The following is a 15310-nucleotide window of genomic DNA, read 5'->3' on the forward strand; positions in this document are numbered from 1 at the left end:
TGACGGCCGGAAGGCCTCCTGACTAACTAGACCAACGAGGTGACCAGATGGCTTTGACGCCAGAAGACGTTGTCAACAAGCGCTTTCAGCCGACCAAGTTCCGCGAAGGCTACGACCAGGACGAAGTTGATGACTTCCTGGACGAGATCGTCGTCGAACTTCGACGCCTGAACCAGGAGAACGACGAGCTGCGCAAGAAGCTCGCCGAATCCGGCGCCGGCACGCCTGCCAGCTCCGCCGCCGCGGCCCCCGTCGTGGAAAAGGTTCCGGCACCCGTCAAGGCCGAGAAGGAAGACCGTGCCAAGGCCGAAGCCGAGGCGAAGGCCGCTGAGGAAGCCAAGGCCGCCGAGGCTGCGAAGAAGAAGGAAGCCGAGCAGGCAGCAGCTGCCCCGGCACGCGCCTCCGCCACCCCGGCCGCCGAATCGGCTGCAGGCCTGCTCGCCATGGCCCAGCAGATGCACGACAAGCACGTCGCCGACGGCGAGAAGCAGCGCGACAAGATCATCGCCGAAGCGCAGATCGAAGCCAGCAGCCTCGTCAACGACGCGCAGGAAAAGTCCCGCAAGATCCTCGGTGCCCTCGAGCAGCAGCGTTCCGTCCTGGAACGCAAGGTGGAGCAGCTCCGCGGCTTCGAACGCGACTACCGCTCGCGCCTGAAGGCCTACATCGAAGGCCAGCTGCGTGACCTGGACGCCCGCGGCTCCGTGGCAGCCCCTGAGGTCGAAGCGAACAGCTAAGCCCCAAAGCAAGTATTCTGATAGCCGGTGGCTGAGGATTCCTCGGCCGCCGGCTTTCGGCATTAACCGCAGGTTCCGCCGGCGGCCGCGCCCAAGCATCCAGCCCCCAGTCCCCGCACTGGCCCGTGAACGAAAGCCCTATGACTGACGCACCCTCACCCGACGCCGCCCGGCCCGCCGGGACCGCCGAGACGGGCCCCCTGACGCCACGGCCGAAGCGGGTCCTGCTGCTCTCCGTATTCTTCGGCCTGGCCGTGTTCGCCTACACCTTCGACCAGCTCACCAAACTGTGGGTGACCGCCACCATGACCGAGGGGGAGCGGATCCCCGTGCTGCCCCCGCTGCTGCACTGGTACTACATCCGCAACTCCGGCGCCGCCTTCTCCATCGGCGAGAACATCACCTGGGTGTTCACCATCATCATGGCCGCTGTCTCGATCGCGATCCTGCTGCAGCTGCGCAAGCTCGGGTCGGTCTGGTGGGCGCTGGCGCTGGGGCTGCTCCTCGGCGGCGCGCTGGGCAACCTCACCGACCGGCTCTTCCGCGAACCCTCGTTCGCCATGGGCCACGTGGTGGATTTCATCCAGCTGCCCAACTTTGCCATCTTCAACATCGCGGACTCGGCCGTGGTGTCCTCCGTGGTGATCATCTGCCTGCTGACGCTGCGCGGCATCGCCCTGGACGGCTCGCACCTGACGAAGGACCCGGTGAAGCATGACTCATGAGGACACCGTGCCGGACCCTGCGCCGGACCGCTATGTGGTGCCCGAGGAGCTCGCGGGCACCAGGGTGGACGCGGGGCTGGCGAAGCTCATGGGCGTTTCCCGTTCCCAGGCCGCCACGCTGATCGCCGAAGGCAACGTCAGCAGCAACAACAAGGCCGTGGGAAAGTCGCTCAAGCTCGTCCCCGGCGCCGTGCTCGACGTCGTTGTCCCGGCCCGCCGGGACCCCCTGGAAGTTGTGGAGGAAGTAGTGGAGGACCTGTCCGTCCTGCTGGACGATGACGACTTCGTTGTCATCGACAAACCCGTCGGTGTGGCCGCGCATCCCTCACCCGGGTGGGTGGGCCCCACGGTCGTGGGCGGCCTCGCCGGCCTCGGCTACCGGATCTCCACCTCCGGCTCGCCCGAGCGCGCGGGCATCGTCCACCGGCTCGACGTCGGCACCTCCGGGGTCATGGTGGTGGCCAAGACGGAGGAGGCTTACACGGCCCTCAAGCGCGCCTTCAAGGAGCGCACCGTGGACAAGGTCTATCACGCCGTCGTCCAGGGCCTGCCGGACCCGCTGGCGGGCACCATCGACGCGCCCATCGGCCGCCACCCGGGCCACGACTGGCGTTTCGCGGTCATTGAGGACGGCCGGGACTCGATCACGCACTACGAGGTTCTTGAGGCGTTCGGGAAGGCCTCGCTAGTGGAGGTCCACCTTGAGACCGGCCGTACGCACCAGATCCGGGTCCACTTCTCGGCGCTGCGCCACCCGTGCGCCGGTGACCTGACGTACGGCGCCGACCCCCGGCTTGCCGCCACCCTGGGCCTCACCCGCCAGTGGCTGCACGCCCGGAAGCTGTCCTTCGCCCACCCCCGGACCGGGGAGCCGGTCACCGTCACCAGCGAGTACCCGCAGGACCTCCGCTACGCCCTCGACGTGCTGGAGTCCGGGCAGGCCTGATCTGTCGGTGCGCGGCACTAGAATGGTTCGGTGACTTCCAGCAACGCATCGTTCGTGCATCTCCACAACCACACCGAATACTCCATGTTGGACGGTGCCGCCCGGCTGGGGGAGCTGTTCGACGAAACGGAACGCCTGGGCATGCCGGCCCTGGCCACCACGGACCACGGGTACCTCTTCGGAGCCTTCGACTTCTGGAAGCGGGCCACCGACAAGGGCATCAAGCCCATCATTGGCGTCGAGGCCTATGTCACCCCAGGCACGGCCCGCGGGGACAAGACCCGCGTCCGCTGGGGCGAGGAGCACCAGCGCAAGGACGACATCTCCGGCGGCGGCTCGTACACCCACATGACGCTCCTGAGCTACAACAACGTGGGCATGCGGAACCTGTTCCGTGCCTCCTCGATCGCCTCGCTGGATTCGGTCTTCGGCAAATGGCCCCGGCTGGACCGGGAACTGCTCAACACCTACTCGGAGGGGCTCATTGCCACCACCGGCTGCCCGTCCGGTGAAGTCCAGACCCGGCTCCGGCTGGGGCAGTACCGGGAAGCCCTTGAGGCGGCCGCCGAGTTCCGTGACATCTTCGGCGCCGAAAACTACTTCTGCGAACTCATGGACCACGGCCTGGACATCGAGCGGCGCGTCACCGGCGACCTGCTGCGCCTGGCCAAGGAACTGAACCTGCCGCTGGTGGCCACCAACGACCTCCACTACACCCACGAGCACGACGCCAAGGCCCACGAGGCCCTGCTGGCCATCCAGTCCGGCTCCACCCTGCTGGAACCCACCTACGACAACGGCGGATCCCGGTTCGCGTTCTCCGGCAGCGGCTACTACCTGAAGTCCCCGCAGGAAATGCGCGAACTCTTCCGCGACCACCCCGACGCGTGCGACAACACCCTCCTGATCGCCGAGCGCTGCGAAGTCTCCTTCAACACCGGCGCCAACTACATGCCCCGGTTCCCCTGCCCGGAGGGGGAGGATGAGACGTCCTGGCTGGTCAAGGAAGTCGACAAGGGCCTCCGTTACCGCTATCCCCAGGGCATTCCGGACAAAGTCCGCACCCAGGCCGACTACGAGCTCGGCGTTATCAATTCCATGGGGTTCCCCGGCTACTTCCTGGTGGTGGCCGACTTCATCAACTGGGCCAAGAACAACGGCATCCGGGTGGGTCCCGGACGAGGCTCGGGCGCCGGCTCCATGGTGGCGTACGCCATGCGCATCACCGACCTTGATCCGCTGCACCACGGCCTGATTTTCGAGCGCTTCCTCAACCCGGACCGTGTGTCCATGCCCGACTTCGACGTCGACTTCGATGACCGGCGCCGGTCCGAGGTGATCGACTACGTCACCCGCAAGTACGGCGACGAGCGCGTGGCCATGATCGTCACCTACGGCACCATCAAGACCAAGCAGGCGCTGAAGGACTCCTCGCGCGTACTGGGCTATCCGTTCAGCATGGGCGAGCAGCTCACCAAGGCCCTGCCGCCGGCCGTGATGGCCAAGGACATCCCGCTGGCGGACATCCAGAACAAGGACTCCAAGCGCTACAGCGAGGCCGCGGACTTCCGGCAGCTGATCAGTACCGACCCGGAAGCCGCGAAGGTCTTCGAAACAGCCCTCGGCATTGAGGGCCTGAAGCGCCAGTGGGGTGTCCACGCGGCCGGCGTCATCATGTCCTCGGACCCCATCATCGACGTCATCCCGATCATGCGCCGGTTCCAGGACGGCCAGGTCATCACGCAGTTCGACTACCCGACCTCCGAGGGCCTCGGCCTGATCAAGATGGACTTCCTGGGCCTGCGGAACCTGACGATCATCTCCGACGCCCTGGAGAACATTAAAATGAACCGCGGCGTGGACCTGGACCTCGAGTCCCTGGCCCTCGACGACGCCGCCTCCTACGAGCTGCTGGCCCGCGGCGACACCCTCGGGGTGTTCCAGCTCGACGGCGGGCCCATGCGGTCCCTGCTCAAGCTCATGAAGCCTGACAACTTCGAGGACATCTCCGCCGTCCTGGCCCTGTACCGGCCCGGGCCCATGGGCGCCAACGCCCACACTGACTACGCGCTGCGGAAAAACGGCATCCAGGAAGTCATTCCGATCCACCCGGAACTCGAGGAGCCGCTCGCCGAGATCCTGGGCGGCACCTACGGCCTGATCGTGTACCAGGAGCAGGTGATGGCGGTGGCGCAGAAGCTCGCCGGCTACACCCTGGGCCAGGCCGACATCCTGCGCCGTGCCATGGGCAAGAAGAAGAAATCCGAGCTGGACAAGCAGTTCGCCGGCTTCTCCCAAGGCATGCAGGACAACGGCTACTCCATGGAGGCGGTCAAGACCCTCTGGGACATCCTGCTGCCCTTCTCCGACTACGCCTTCAACAAGGCGCACTCGGCCGCCTACGGCGTGATCTCCTACTGGACGGCCTACCTCAAGGCGCACTACGCCCCGGAGTACATGGCGGCCCTGCTCACCAGCGTCGGCGACGACAAGGACAAGTCGGCGATCTACCTCAACGAATGCCGCCGCATGGGCATCACCGTGCTGCCGCCGGACGTCAACGAATCCGCGCTGAACTTCACCCCGGTGGGCAACGACATCCGCTTCGGCATGGGCGCCATCCGCAACGTCGGCGTGAACGCCGTCGAAGCCATGGTGGCCGCACGCGAGAAGGAAGGCGCGTACACGTCCTTCAAGGACTACCTGATGAAGGTCCCCGCCGTCGTCTGCAACAAGCGCACCATCGAGTCACTGATCAAGGCCGGCGCCTTCGACTCGCTGAACCACCACCGGCGCGCCCTCGCCATGATCCACGAAGAAGCAATCGACTCCGTCATCACCCTCAAGCGCAACGAGGCGATCGGCCAGTTCGATCTGTTCGCCGGGTTCGACGAGGAGGAATCCCAGGCGTCCCTGAGCATCGAAATCCCGGACCTTCCCGAATGGGAGAAGAAGGACAAGCTCTCCTTCGAACGGGACATGCTGGGGCTCTATGTCTCGGACCACCCCCTCCAGGGGCTGGAAGGCCTGCTGAGCCAGCACGCCGACCAGTCCATCACGTCGCTGATCGCCGAGGACGGCCCGCACGACGGCGCGATTGTCACCATCGCCGGCATGATCACCTCGCTCAGCCGCCGGATCGCGAAAGCCAGCGGGAACGCCTACGCCCGCGCGGAAATCGAAGACCTGGGCGGTTCCGTCGAGGTCATGTTCTTCGGGCAGGTCTACGGCCCCATCGCCTCCGTGCTCGCGGAGGACCTGATTGTTGTGGTCAAGGGCCGGCTGCAGCGCCGCGACGACGGCGCCGTCGCCCTGAACTGCATGGAACTGTCCGTCCCGGACCTTAGCGAGGGCCTGAGCGGCCCGCTGGTGATCACCATGGCGACGCACAAAGCCACCGAGGCCGTGGTGACCGAGCTCGGCGACGTGCTCCGGACCCACCGCGGCAAGTCCGAGGTGCGCCTGCACCTGCAGGGCGACTCCCGGGTGGAGGTCATGGGGCTGCCCGTGCATCTGCGGGTCAATCCCAGCCCGTCGCTGTTCGGTGACCTGAAGGTCCTCCTCGGCCCTACCTGCCTGGACAACTGACCCCGCCCGGGGGAAAGGGCCTCAGATCTCGTAGTCGAGGGGTGCGGGCTGGCCGTAGGAGCCGGCGTGGTAGAGCAGGGGAGCGCCGTCGGGGCCTACCTCGCCTTCCACGACCTCAACCACCACCACGGCGTTGTTCTCGAACGAGAGCCGCATCTGGACCTTGCCGATCAGCCAGCCGGCCACGTCTTTGAGGATCGGCACCTCGTGGGGCCCCAGCGCCCAGTGGTCGCCCTCGAACCGGTCGCGCGTCCGCGCAAAGCGGTCGGCCAGTGCCTGGTTCTCCAGTCCCAGCATGTGCACGCCGATGTAGGTGGTGTTGGCCACGGCCGGCCAGGAGCTGGAGGTGCGGGCCATGTTGAAGGTGAACCGCGGCGGCTTCGCAGAAAGGGAGGCCACGGATGTTGCGGTGAAGCCGTAGGGAACACCGTTGTAGTTGGCGGTGATGATCGCCACTCCGGCCGCGTGCCGGCGGAACATCTCCCGGAAGGTCCCCTCGAAGGCTTGGTCCTCTGTGGCCACTGCGATCCAACTCCCTGTTGCCGGTGTGTGTTGTTCCTATCCTGCCAGCGTATTCCGCCGGAGGCGGCCGGCCGAATTTCTGTGCCGCACGCCGTCACGCGGACGGTGGTGCGGGCTGACACCTGCCGACGCGCGGCGTCGTGCTCCGGGCACAAAGGTTGTTAAGGTTTGAGTCATGACACAGCCAGCAGTTCACGGCCAGTTCCGGCACAACGGCCCGCAGGACGCCATCCGGCCGCACGGCCGGGACGGCGTCCCGCACCCCGGCCATGACGAGGGCCGCGAAGCCGGGCTGGACGGGGCTCCGCATTCCGGCCCCGACGAGGGCCGCGGGGCCGGGCCGGACGGGGGCACGGGCCTGCCGGCGAACCCTGTGGTGTCCTGGCGGAAGGCCGCCGTCATTGCCGCCGCCGGGATTGTGGTGGGGCTGCTGTGGTGGATCCTGGCGCCGTCGGGGCTGAACCTGCTCTCGGGGAATCCGGACCTGCGCAGCGGCGGCAACACGGAAGGGTGGCTGCCGCGCGACCTTGTGCTCGCCGCCCTGTTCCTGCTCGCCGGCTGCATTTCCGGCGCGGTGGCCTCCGGCAGCAAGCACTCCGAACCCTCCGGGCGGGACGTGTTCCTCGCCGTCGGCGCCGGGGTGCTGGGGGCCCTGGCGGCCTGGGGAACAGGTGTGCTCTGCGGCCTGGTCTGGGGCACGCCGGAGGACACCTCGGCCAGTGCCAGCATCGCCTTTTCGCTGCGGTCCCTGGCCGTCCTCGCGATCTGGCCGGCTGCCACCGCGCTGGCCATCTTCCTGAACACGGTGTTCGCAACACCCCGGCCGCAGGCCGGATAAGTGCGGGCCGGACAAATGCGGGCCGGACAAATGCGGGCTGGACAAATGCAGGCCGGAGTAACAGGCGCGGGGCACCCCCGGGCGGCACGTAAAATGGACGGGTGACCCCAACAGCAGACAGCACCGCTTCCGCCGCCGCGCCCCCGGCTCCCGCCGGCGTGCACTTCCGCACCGTCGACCTGCGCGGCCGGAGGTTGTCCCTCGCAGAGCTCCGGGCCGCCGTGCCCCGGGCGCAGCCCGGCACCATCGCGGATGCCGAGCAGAAAGTCCTGGACATCATCGGTGCGGTCCGCGCCCGCGGCTTTGAGGCGCTCAGCGAACTGGCCCGGACCTTCGATGGTGTGGAGCAGGTGCACCCGAGGGTTCCCGCGGAAGCCCTGACGGCGGCCCTGGCAGGCCTCGATCCCTCCGTGCGGGCGGCACTCGAGGAGTCCATCCGGCGTGCCCGGCAATTTGCCGACGCGCAGCGCCCGGCCGACACCGACGTGGAACTGGGTGTTGGGGCCGTGGTCAGCCAGAACTGGGTGCCCGTGGCGCGCGTGGGCCTCTACGTCCCCGGCGGCCTGGCCGTCTACCCGTCCTCAGTGATCATGAACGTCGTCCCTGCCCTCGCGGCCGGCGTTGAGTCGATCGCGCTGGCCTCTCCGCCGCAGAAGGGCTTTGGCGGGATGCCGCACCCCACGATCCTGGCCGCAGCGTGCCTGCTGGGGATCGACGAGGTGTACGCGATCGGCGGGGCGCAGGCCATCGCGGCCTTCGCCTACGGCATCCCGGCGACGGGGGACCACACCGGGCTGGACCCGGTGGACGTTGTCACCGGCCCGGGGAACGTCTTCGTCGCCACGGCCAAACGCCTGGTCAAGGGCGTCGTCGGCATCGACTCCGAGGCGGGCACCACCGAAATTGCCATCCTGGCCGACGGCACCGCACAGCCGGACCTGGTCGCCGCCGATCTGATCAGCCAGGCCGAGCACGACCCCAAGGCAGCGTCCGTGCTCATCACGGACTCCGAGGACCTCGCCGCCGCCGTCCGGACTGAACTGGACCGGCAGGCGGCCGCGACCAAGCACAGCGGACGGGTCCGCGAGGCGCTGTCCGGGCCGCAGTCCGGCACTGTGATGGTGGATGACCTGGAGCAGGGCATCGCGGCCTGCAACGCCTACGCTGCGGAGCACCTGGAAATCATGACGGCGGACGCCGCGGCCGTGGCGGGCCGGATCCGCAGCGCGGGTGCGATCTTTGTCGGGGACTACAGCCCGGTCAGCCTGGGCGACTACTGCGCCGGCTCCAACCACGTGCTGCCGACCAGCGGCACGGCGGCGTTTTCCTCCGGGCTGAACGTCACCACGTTCCTTCGTGCCATCCAGGTGGTCAACTACACCCGGGCCGCCCTGGCGGAAGTCAGCGGGCACATCGTCAGCCTGTCCGGGGCAGAGGACCTGCCGGCCCACGGCGAGGCAGTCACCGCCCGGTTCTCCGGGGACCCGGACCACAACATGTAGTAATTACAGGCTTGTTATTCAGCTACATCTAGTCGTAAACTGAGGGCAGAGCCGATCAGCGCTCGGCCGGTATTAGCCAATGCCGGAATTTGCGATGCCGAGATATATGCGGTGCCGCTTACTTGGGACAGGGAAGGAAAAACGACGTGTACTGCCCGTTTTGCCGCAACCCTGACTCCCGCGTCGTCGACAGCAGGATAGCCGACGACGGCTCGGCCATCCGGCGCCGCCGGCAGTGCCCCGAGTGCGGGCGCCGCTTCACCACCGTCGAAACCACCAGCCTCACCGTGATCAAGCGGTCCGGCGTGGGCGAGCCCTTCAGCCGCAGCAAGGTCATCAACGGCGTCCGCAAGGCCTGCCAGGGCCGCCCCGTCACCGAGGACGACCTGGCCCTGCTGGCCCAGGAAGTCGAGGAGGCCATCCGGGCCGCGGGAGCTGCTGAAATCGATGCGCACGAGGTGGGCCTGGCCATCCTCAACCCGCTGCAGAAGCTGGACGAGGTGGCGTACCTGCGCTTCGCGAGCGTCTACCAGGCCTTTGAGTCCCTTGAGGACTTTGAATCCGCGATTTCCCTGCTCCGCCATGAGGCCGAGACCAAGGGGCGCGAGGGCACCAGCCAGCAGAAGAGCCCGCTCTAGCCTTCAGGCGCACAGACTCCGGTGGTGGCAGCGGAGGGGAAGCCGAAGCCACCACCGGCACCACACCTGGCCTCCAGTCAGCGGCCGCCCGAGACGGGCAGCACCGCCCCTGTGATGTACCCCGCCTCGTCGGAGAGCAGCCAGAGCACCGCTGCAGCCACCTCGTCCGGTTCCGCGCCGCGGCCCATCGGAATGGTGGGGTTCAGTCTCTCCACCCGGTCCGGCATGCCGGCGGCGGCGTGCAGTCCCGTCCTGGTGCTGCCCGGCGCCACACCGTTCACCCGGATGCCCTGCGCCGCGACCTCGGCCGCAAGGCCCACAGTCAGCACATCCACCGCACCCTTGGACGCCGCATAGTGCACCCAAGTGTCCGGTGAGCCGGCCTTGGTGGCGGTCGAGGAGATGTTGATGATGCAGCCGCCGCCCCCGCCATGGCGGGTGCTGAGCCTCCGGACGGCCTCCTGGCAAACGAAGGCGAGCCCGGCCACATTGACGTCCAGGACGCGCCGGAGGGTTGCGGGCGGGACCTCCACCAGGGGGCCGATCAGGTTCCCCGTGATGCCGGCGTTGTTCACGACGGCGGTGAGCCTTCCCAGCGCGGCCGCAGCATCGAACAGCCGTCCGACGGCGGCCGGGTCGCTGACGTCCGCCTGGACGGCCACCGCGGTGCCGCCGTCGGCGGTGATCCCCTCCACCGTGGCGGCGGCGCCGGATGCGTCTCTGGCATAGTTCACCACCACGGCGTACCCGGCACGGGCTGCCCGGAGCGCCACGGCAGCGCCGATCCCGCGGCTTGCGCCGGTGACGATGACTACCGCGGGCCCCGCTGCAGCCATGGGTTACTTCGCCAGTTTGTGCTTCAGCGCGATCTCCAGCGCGGCGCCGACGATGCCGGCGTCGTTCTTCAGTTCGGCCGGAACGATCGGCGTGCGCAGCTTCAGGCGCGGCAGGTACTCGTCGGCGCGCTTGGAGATGCCGCCGCCGACGATGAACAGTTCGGGGGAGAAGAGGAACTCCACATGGGAGAAGTACCGCTGGAGCAGGACGCTGTACTCTTCCCAGCTGAGGCCGTCCCGTTCGCGGGCCACGGCCGAGGCCTTCGTTTCGGCGTCGAATCCGTCAATCTCCAGGTGGCCCAGCTCGGCGTTGGGGACAAGCTTGCCGTCGAAGATGAACGCGGAACCGATTCCGGTGCCGAGCGTGATGACCAGGACGGTGCCTTCGACGAATTCGCCGGCGCCGAAGCGGGCTTCGGCGAGGCCGGCGGCGTCGGCGTCGTTGATGACCTCCACCGGGCGGCCCAGCCGCGCGGTGAGCAGGGCGTCGATGTCCATTTCCAGCCAGGACTTGTCGACGTTGGCGGCGGAGTGGACCACGCCGTGCTGGATGATGCCGGGGAAGGTGACCCCCACAGGCGAGTCAGGGGCGGGTGCGTCCGGGCGGCGGTCCAGCTCGGCAACCACCTGTGCCACAACCTCGGCCACGGATTCAGGCGTGGAGGGCTGCGGGGTAGGGATGCGCAGCCGGTCCCCGATCAGCTTGCCCTTTTTCAGGTCCACGATCCCGCCCTTGATGCCTGTGCCGCCGACGTCAATGCCGATCAGCGGGGCGTTCTTCTTCAACTTCTCGTCCTTCTTGGCCAATGTGGTTCCGTTCGTGGCAGGGGGCGGGGCTGGCAGGGTGCGGCCCAGGGCCGGCGGGTGAAGACCTAAGATCTTCGGGTAAAGCGGGAATCAGGGGAGGGTCAGGACTTCGGCGCCGGACTCGGTGACCAGGAGGGTGTGTTCAAACTGCGCGGTGCGTTTGCGGTCACGGGTGACCACTGTCCAGTCGTCGGACCACATGTCCCAGTCCACGGTGCCGAGCGTCAGCATGGGCTCGATGGTGAAGACCATCCCGGTCTCCATCACCGTGCTGTAGGCGGGCGCCGCATCATAGTGCGGGATGATCAGGCCGGTATGGAAGGCCTCGCCCACGCCGTGGCCGGTGAAGTCGCGGACCACCCCGTAGCCGAAGCGCCTGGCGTAGGACTCGATGGTGCGGCCGATCACGTTGATCTCGCGGCCGGGGGCCACCGCGCGGATGGCACGGTTGAGGGACTCCTGCGTACGCTCGACGAGCAGCCGGGACTCCTCGTCGACGTCGCCGACGAGGAACGTGTAGTTGGTGTCGCCGTGCACGCCGCCGATGAACGCCGTGATGTCGATGTTGAGGATGTCGCCGTCCTGGACCACGGTGCTGTCCGGGATACCGTGGCAGATGACCTCGTTCAGGGACGAACACAGCGACTTGGGAAAGCCGCGGTAGCCGAGGGTGGAGGGGTACGCGTTGTGGTCAAGCAGGAACTCATGGCCCACCCGGTCCAGCTGGTCCGTGGTGACCCCGGGCTGGATGTGCTTGCCGACCTCGACGATGGCCTGCGCGGCGATCTTCGAGGCGATGCGGATCCGTTCGACGGTGTCCGCCGTCTTGACCTCGGAGCCGGTGAACTTGGCCGGTCCGGGTTTGCCCACGTATTCGGGGCGCGGGATGGACGCCGGAACGGAAAGCTGTGGACTGACTGTTCCCGGGACGAGGGTGCCGATGGGTGCAGTCGAGGCGATGGAAGGCATAGATTGATCATATAAGGCGATGCCGAAGGCAATTAAACAAACGCCAAAACATCAGCGCAAGGAGCATCGATGCCGGAGTACTGGTACAACGTCAACACCCACGAGGTGGAAGAGGACGCGATGTCCGACTGGAGCCAGCTGATCGGGCCGTATAAGACGCGGGAAGAAGCCGAACACGCCCTCGAAAAGGTCAAGGCCCGCAACGAGTCCTGGGAAAAGGGCGACGAGGACGATTAGCCCCGCCGGGTGGACGCCGCCCGGGGCTGACTTTCTCACCCTGATTATTCTCACCCGGTGAGGATGAGTGCCCGGCTGCCGCAGCCGGACATACTGGGAAAATGCCGACGAGCGTTCCCCGCACCCGCGGCGTCAGAATCACCGACCTGGCCCGGCTCGCCGCGGCCTGGGCCGGCTCGACCGTGGCCCTCATCATCACGGGTGCGCTGTTGCCGGGATTTTCGGCGGCGAGCTGGTGGTCCTATGCCGCGGTGGCAGCAGCGGCCGGCATCGTCGGCCTGGCCCTGCGCCCGGCGCTGGTGGAGGTCTCGGCCAGGGTGGGCTGGGTGGCGGTGCTTCTCACCGCTCTCCTCGGCCAGGCCGTGATCATGTATGCCGCGATCCGCCTGGTGCCCGGCATCGAGTCAACGGGGTGGACCGCCCTGGCCGCCACGTGGGTCAGCGCCGCCGCCGGCACCATCATTTCGTGGGCTTTCACGGCGGGCACCGATGACGGCCTTATCACCTCGCTGGCCGGAAGGGCGCGCCGGAAGGCCACAGTTGCCGACCCGGAGGTCGACGGCGTTCTGTTCGTGCAGCTCGACGGCCTCCCTTTCCCGGTGCTGCAGTGGGCCCTCCAGTCCGGGGCCGTGCCGCACCTCCGGCACTGGCTGGCATCGGGGGACTACCGGCTGCGCGAATGGACGCCGCAGCTGCCGTGCACCACGCCGGCCAGCCAGCTGGGGATCCTGAACGGCACCGTGGAGGGCATCCCGGCGTTCCGGTGGTACGACCGGGAGCTCAACCGGGTCCTGGTGGCCAACCGCCCGGCGGACGCCCGGGTGATCGAGGACCGGCACAGCACCGGCCGGGGCCTGCTCTGCGACGACGGGGTCTCCATTTCCAACCTGTTCAGCGGGGACGCTGCCCGTTCCCTCCTCACCATGAGCCGGGCGGAGGTCAGCCGCGGCTCCACCGAGACCCGCCGGGCGTTCGCCTGGTTCTTCAACTCGCCGTCGGGGTTCATGCGCAGCTTTAGCCGGACGGTCGGGGAAATCCTCAAGGAGCGGTGGCAGGCACGGCGCCAGGTGCGGCGGGACCTTAACCCGCGGGTGCACCGGGACTGGACGTTCGCCCTGCTGCGGGCGGTGACCAACAGCCTTCTGCGGGACCTGAACACGGCCCTGGTGGCGGAGGAGCTGCGCCGCGGCACGAAGAGCATCTATGTCGACTACGTCGACTACGACGAGATCGCCCACCATGCCGGCATGTTCCGGCCCGAGGCTCTCGCGTCCCTGGACGGCCTGGACCGCACCCTGGGCTCCCTGGCCCAGCTCGCGGCATCCGCTCCGCGCCGTTACCGGCTGGTGGTGCTCTCGGACCATGGCCAGTCCCAGGGCACCCCGTTTGCCGACCGGTACGGCGTCACGCTCGGGGACCTGTGTGCCGGGCTTATGGATGAGCACGTGCAGAACCTGGACGCCTCCGTCGAAGGGCTGGGGCGAGCGGATTCCCTGGCCGGCGACCTCGCTTCTGACGGGATGACCGGCAAACTGGCTGTCCGGGCCAACCAGGGGCTGGTCCGTGCCCAAGGGACCCCGGCGCCCGGGGACACGGCCGAGGAGCCCGTCGTCGTGCTCGGCTCGGGCAACCTGGGCCTGGTGTACATCCGGGGGGAGCGGCGCTGGACGCTCGACGACCTGGCCCGCGAGTGGCCGGCCCTGATTCCCGGCCTGGCCGGCCACCCCGGCATAGGGTTCGTTGCCGGCGTCGACGACGGCGGCCGCGCCTGGGCAATCGGCGCCCGCGGCCGCCACGACATCGCCGGCGGCGCGGTGGAGGGCGAGGACCCGCTGGCCGCCTACGGCCCGCACGCGGCACGGGTGCTCGGGCGCGCGCTGCTGCTGCCCGAAGCGCCCGACCTGTACGTCAACAGCACCCTCGATCCGGTGACCGGCGATGTTGCGGCCTTCGAGGGCCTGGTGGGGTCCCACGGCGGCCTCGGCGGATGGCAGGACCGTGCGGTCCTGCTGGGCCCCGCTGATCTGATGGCGGACCTGCCCGAACGGATCGAAGGTGCGGACCAGCTCCACCGCGTCCTGGTGAAGATGCTTGAGGCGTCCGGCCAGCGGGCCGCCCTGCGGGACGTCCCGTCCTAGGGAACCCCGGGAGTACCGGGAACGCCGCGCCGGTTCAGGGCTCGCCCGCGGCTGCCGCCCACGAGCCGCCCGGGGCGAGGATAACTGCCGTGCAGCCGGGCGCCTGTTCCGCCACCGCCCTGGCGAACCGCTCCCCGGGCAGCTCCAGCCAGCTCCGGGCAAAGCGCGTCACCAGCGGAGGGTGCAGCGTTCCCCAGTGCACCGGGATGGCGAAGCGCGCGCCGCTCAGGGCTGCGGCCCGGGCGGCGGTTTCGGGGTTCAGGTGTCCCGCCGAGAGCCTGGGCCCCCACCCCCACACGGGAACCACGGCGACGTCGATGGGGCCACCGGCCAGGGCGGGCATCGCCGCCATCTCCGGAAACAGCCCTGTGTCGCCGGCGAACCACACGGTGCCGGACGGCCCACGCACCAGGTGGCCATGGGCGGCGTTGGGACGGTGGGGCATGGGGCGGTGGCGGTGTTCGGCCGGTACCTGGCGGACCTCGACCCCGGCGCGTACGGGACTGCCGGACGGGTTGCGTGCCGGCGTCCAGCCGTCATCGAGGGGGACCGTGTCCGCCAGCCCGCGGCGGCGCAGCCAGGCGACGTTCGCCGCAGCGCTCATGAGCGCCGCCCCCTCCAGCATGCGGAGGGAGCGGAGCTCGGCGTGGTCGTGGTGCAGGTGGGAGAGGAGCACGACGTCGGGACGGCTCCACGAGGCGGGGTCCGGCCGGGGTGCCAGCCGCCGCAGCAGCCCGGCATGGGAACGGAGCAACGGGTCGGTGAGGACCCGGACCCCGTCCAGGTCCAGGACCACGGACGAGTGGCCCAGCCAGGTGAATCTCATG

Annotated in this window: 14 protein-coding genes; 9 read left to right on the top strand and 5 right to left on the bottom strand. The window is 68.5% G+C overall.

Annotated elements, in window-relative coordinates; all coding sequences use genetic code 11:
- The first annotated feature begins 47 nt into the window (after positions 1–47).
- The 4 genes from ACTWQD_RS13795 (at position 48) to dnaE (ending at position 5996) form a co-directional block, all read left to right on the top strand.
- Positions 48–737 carry a DivIVA domain-containing protein gene (locus tag ACTWQD_RS13795; protein WP_443196687.1) on the top strand — a complete coding sequence of 230 codons (690 nt, stop codon included), beginning with the start codon at positions 48–50 and terminating at the stop codon, positions 735–737.
- A 140-nt stretch (positions 738–877) separates the two neighbouring features.
- Positions 878–1462, top strand: a complete 585-nt coding sequence (gene lspA / locus ACTWQD_RS13800; protein WP_443196688.1) for a signal peptidase II — start codon at positions 878–880, stop codon at positions 1460–1462.
- The gene (locus ACTWQD_RS13805; protein WP_443196689.1) at positions 1452–2408 is read left to right on the top strand and encodes an RluA family pseudouridine synthase; all 957 of its coding nucleotides are present in this window, start codon (positions 1452–1454) and stop codon (positions 2406–2408) included. The genes lspA and ACTWQD_RS13805 overlap by 11 nt, the downstream gene beginning before the upstream one ends.
- A 30-nt stretch (positions 2409–2438) precedes the next feature.
- Positions 2439–5996 (top strand): DNA polymerase III subunit alpha, encoded by a 3558-nt coding sequence (gene dnaE, locus ACTWQD_RS13810; protein WP_443196690.1) that lies wholly within the window; start codon positions 2439–2441, stop codon positions 5994–5996.
- Between the two features lie 21 nt (positions 5997–6017).
- Here the strand turns inward: dnaE and ACTWQD_RS13815 are convergent, their stop codons facing one another.
- Positions 6018–6476 carry a flavin reductase family protein gene (locus tag ACTWQD_RS13815; RefSeq protein ID WP_443196779.1) on the bottom strand — a complete coding sequence of 153 codons (459 nt, stop codon included), beginning with the start codon at positions 6474–6476 and terminating at the stop codon, positions 6018–6020.
- A gap of 217 nt (positions 6477–6693) precedes the next feature.
- Between ACTWQD_RS13815 and ACTWQD_RS13820 the strand changes: the two genes are divergently transcribed.
- From ACTWQD_RS13820 to nrdR, 3 genes are all read left to right on the top strand, one after another.
- Complete coding sequence (locus ACTWQD_RS13820) at positions 6694–7356, top strand: hypothetical protein (RefSeq protein ID WP_443196691.1); 663 nt, start codon at positions 6694–6696, stop codon at positions 7354–7356.
- Between the two features lie 101 nt (positions 7357–7457).
- Entirely contained in the window at positions 7458–8858 is a 1401-nt protein-coding gene (gene hisD / locus ACTWQD_RS13825) for a histidinol dehydrogenase (protein ID WP_443196692.1), read from the top strand.
- 146 nt (positions 8859–9004) lie between these two features.
- Positions 9005–9496: a transcriptional regulator NrdR gene (gene nrdR / locus ACTWQD_RS13830; protein WP_066435645.1), complete on the top strand. Its 492-nt coding sequence runs from the start codon at positions 9005–9007 to the stop codon at positions 9494–9496.
- Positions 9497–9573: 77 nt separating this feature from the next.
- Here the strand turns inward: nrdR and ACTWQD_RS13835 are convergent, their stop codons facing one another.
- The 3 genes from ACTWQD_RS13835 to map all read right to left on the bottom strand — a co-directional run bounded on the left by ACTWQD_RS13835 (position 9574) and on the right by map (position 12108).
- Positions 9574–10332 (bottom strand): SDR family oxidoreductase, encoded by a 759-nt coding sequence (locus tag ACTWQD_RS13835; RefSeq protein WP_443196693.1) that lies wholly within the window; start codon positions 10330–10332, stop codon positions 9574–9576.
- A gap of 3 nt (positions 10333–10335) precedes the next feature.
- Positions 10336–11139, bottom strand: a complete 804-nt coding sequence (ppgK, locus tag ACTWQD_RS13840; protein WP_443196694.1) for a polyphosphate--glucose phosphotransferase — start codon at positions 11137–11139, stop codon at positions 10336–10338.
- A 90-nt stretch (positions 11140–11229) separates the two neighbouring features.
- Entirely contained in the window at positions 11230–12108 is an 879-nt protein-coding gene (map, locus tag ACTWQD_RS13845; RefSeq protein WP_443196695.1) for a type I methionyl aminopeptidase, read from the bottom strand.
- Positions 12109–12177: 69 nt separating this feature from the next.
- Here map and ACTWQD_RS13850 point away from each other — a divergent pair, with 69 nt between their 5' ends.
- Both ACTWQD_RS13850 and ACTWQD_RS13855 read left to right on the top strand, forming a co-directional pair.
- Positions 12178–12345 (top strand): SPOR domain-containing protein, encoded by a 168-nt coding sequence (locus ACTWQD_RS13850; RefSeq protein ID WP_128081649.1) that lies wholly within the window; start codon positions 12178–12180, stop codon positions 12343–12345.
- 101 nt (positions 12346–12446) lie between these two features.
- Complete coding sequence (locus ACTWQD_RS13855; protein WP_443196696.1) at positions 12447–14483, top strand: alkaline phosphatase family protein; 2037 nt, start codon at positions 12447–12449, stop codon at positions 14481–14483.
- 34 nt (positions 14484–14517) lie between these two features.
- Here the strand turns inward: ACTWQD_RS13855 and ACTWQD_RS13860 are convergent, their stop codons facing one another.
- Positions 14518–15309 carry an MBL fold metallo-hydrolase gene (locus ACTWQD_RS13860; protein WP_443196697.1) on the bottom strand — a complete coding sequence of 264 codons (792 nt, stop codon included), beginning with the start codon at positions 15307–15309 and terminating at the stop codon, positions 14518–14520.
- Between the last annotated feature and the right edge of the window lies 1 nt (position 15310).

The organism is Pseudarthrobacter sp. 1C304 (genome assembly GCF_052245515.1).
GTDB lineage: Bacteria > Actinomycetota > Actinomycetes > Actinomycetales > Micrococcaceae > Arthrobacter.

Coding starts and splice junctions, on each gene's coding strand:
- ACTWQD_RS13795 (WP_443196687.1), top strand. CDS start 48: ATGGCTTTGACGCCAGAAGACGTTGTCAACAAGCGCTTTCAGCCGACC.
- lspA (WP_443196688.1), top strand. CDS start 878: ATGACTGACGCACCCTCACCCGACGCCGCCCGGCCCGCCGGGACCGCC.
- ACTWQD_RS13805 (WP_443196689.1), top strand. CDS start 1,452: ATGACTCATGAGGACACCGTGCCGGACCCTGCGCCGGACCGCTATGTG.
- ACTWQD_RS13815 (WP_443196779.1), bottom strand. CDS start 6,476: ATGTTCCGCCGGCACGCGGCCGGAGTGGCGATCATCACCGCCAACTAC.
- ACTWQD_RS13820 (WP_443196691.1), top strand. CDS start 6,694: ATGACACAGCCAGCAGTTCACGGCCAGTTCCGGCACAACGGCCCGCAG.
- ACTWQD_RS13835 (WP_443196693.1), bottom strand. CDS start 10,332: ATGGCTGCAGCGGGGCCCGCGGTAGTCATCGTCACCGGCGCAAGCCGC.
- map (WP_443196695.1), bottom strand. CDS start 12,108: ATGCCTTCCATCGCCTCGACTGCACCCATCGGCACCCTCGTCCCGGGA.
- ACTWQD_RS13850 (WP_128081649.1), top strand. CDS start 12,178: ATGCCGGAGTACTGGTACAACGTCAACACCCACGAGGTGGAAGAGGAC.
- ACTWQD_RS13855 (WP_443196696.1), top strand. CDS start 12,447: ATGCCGACGAGCGTTCCCCGCACCCGCGGCGTCAGAATCACCGACCTG.
- ACTWQD_RS13860 (WP_443196697.1), bottom strand. CDS start 15,309: ATGAGATTCACCTGGCTGGGCCACTCGTCCGTGGTCCTGGACCTGGAC.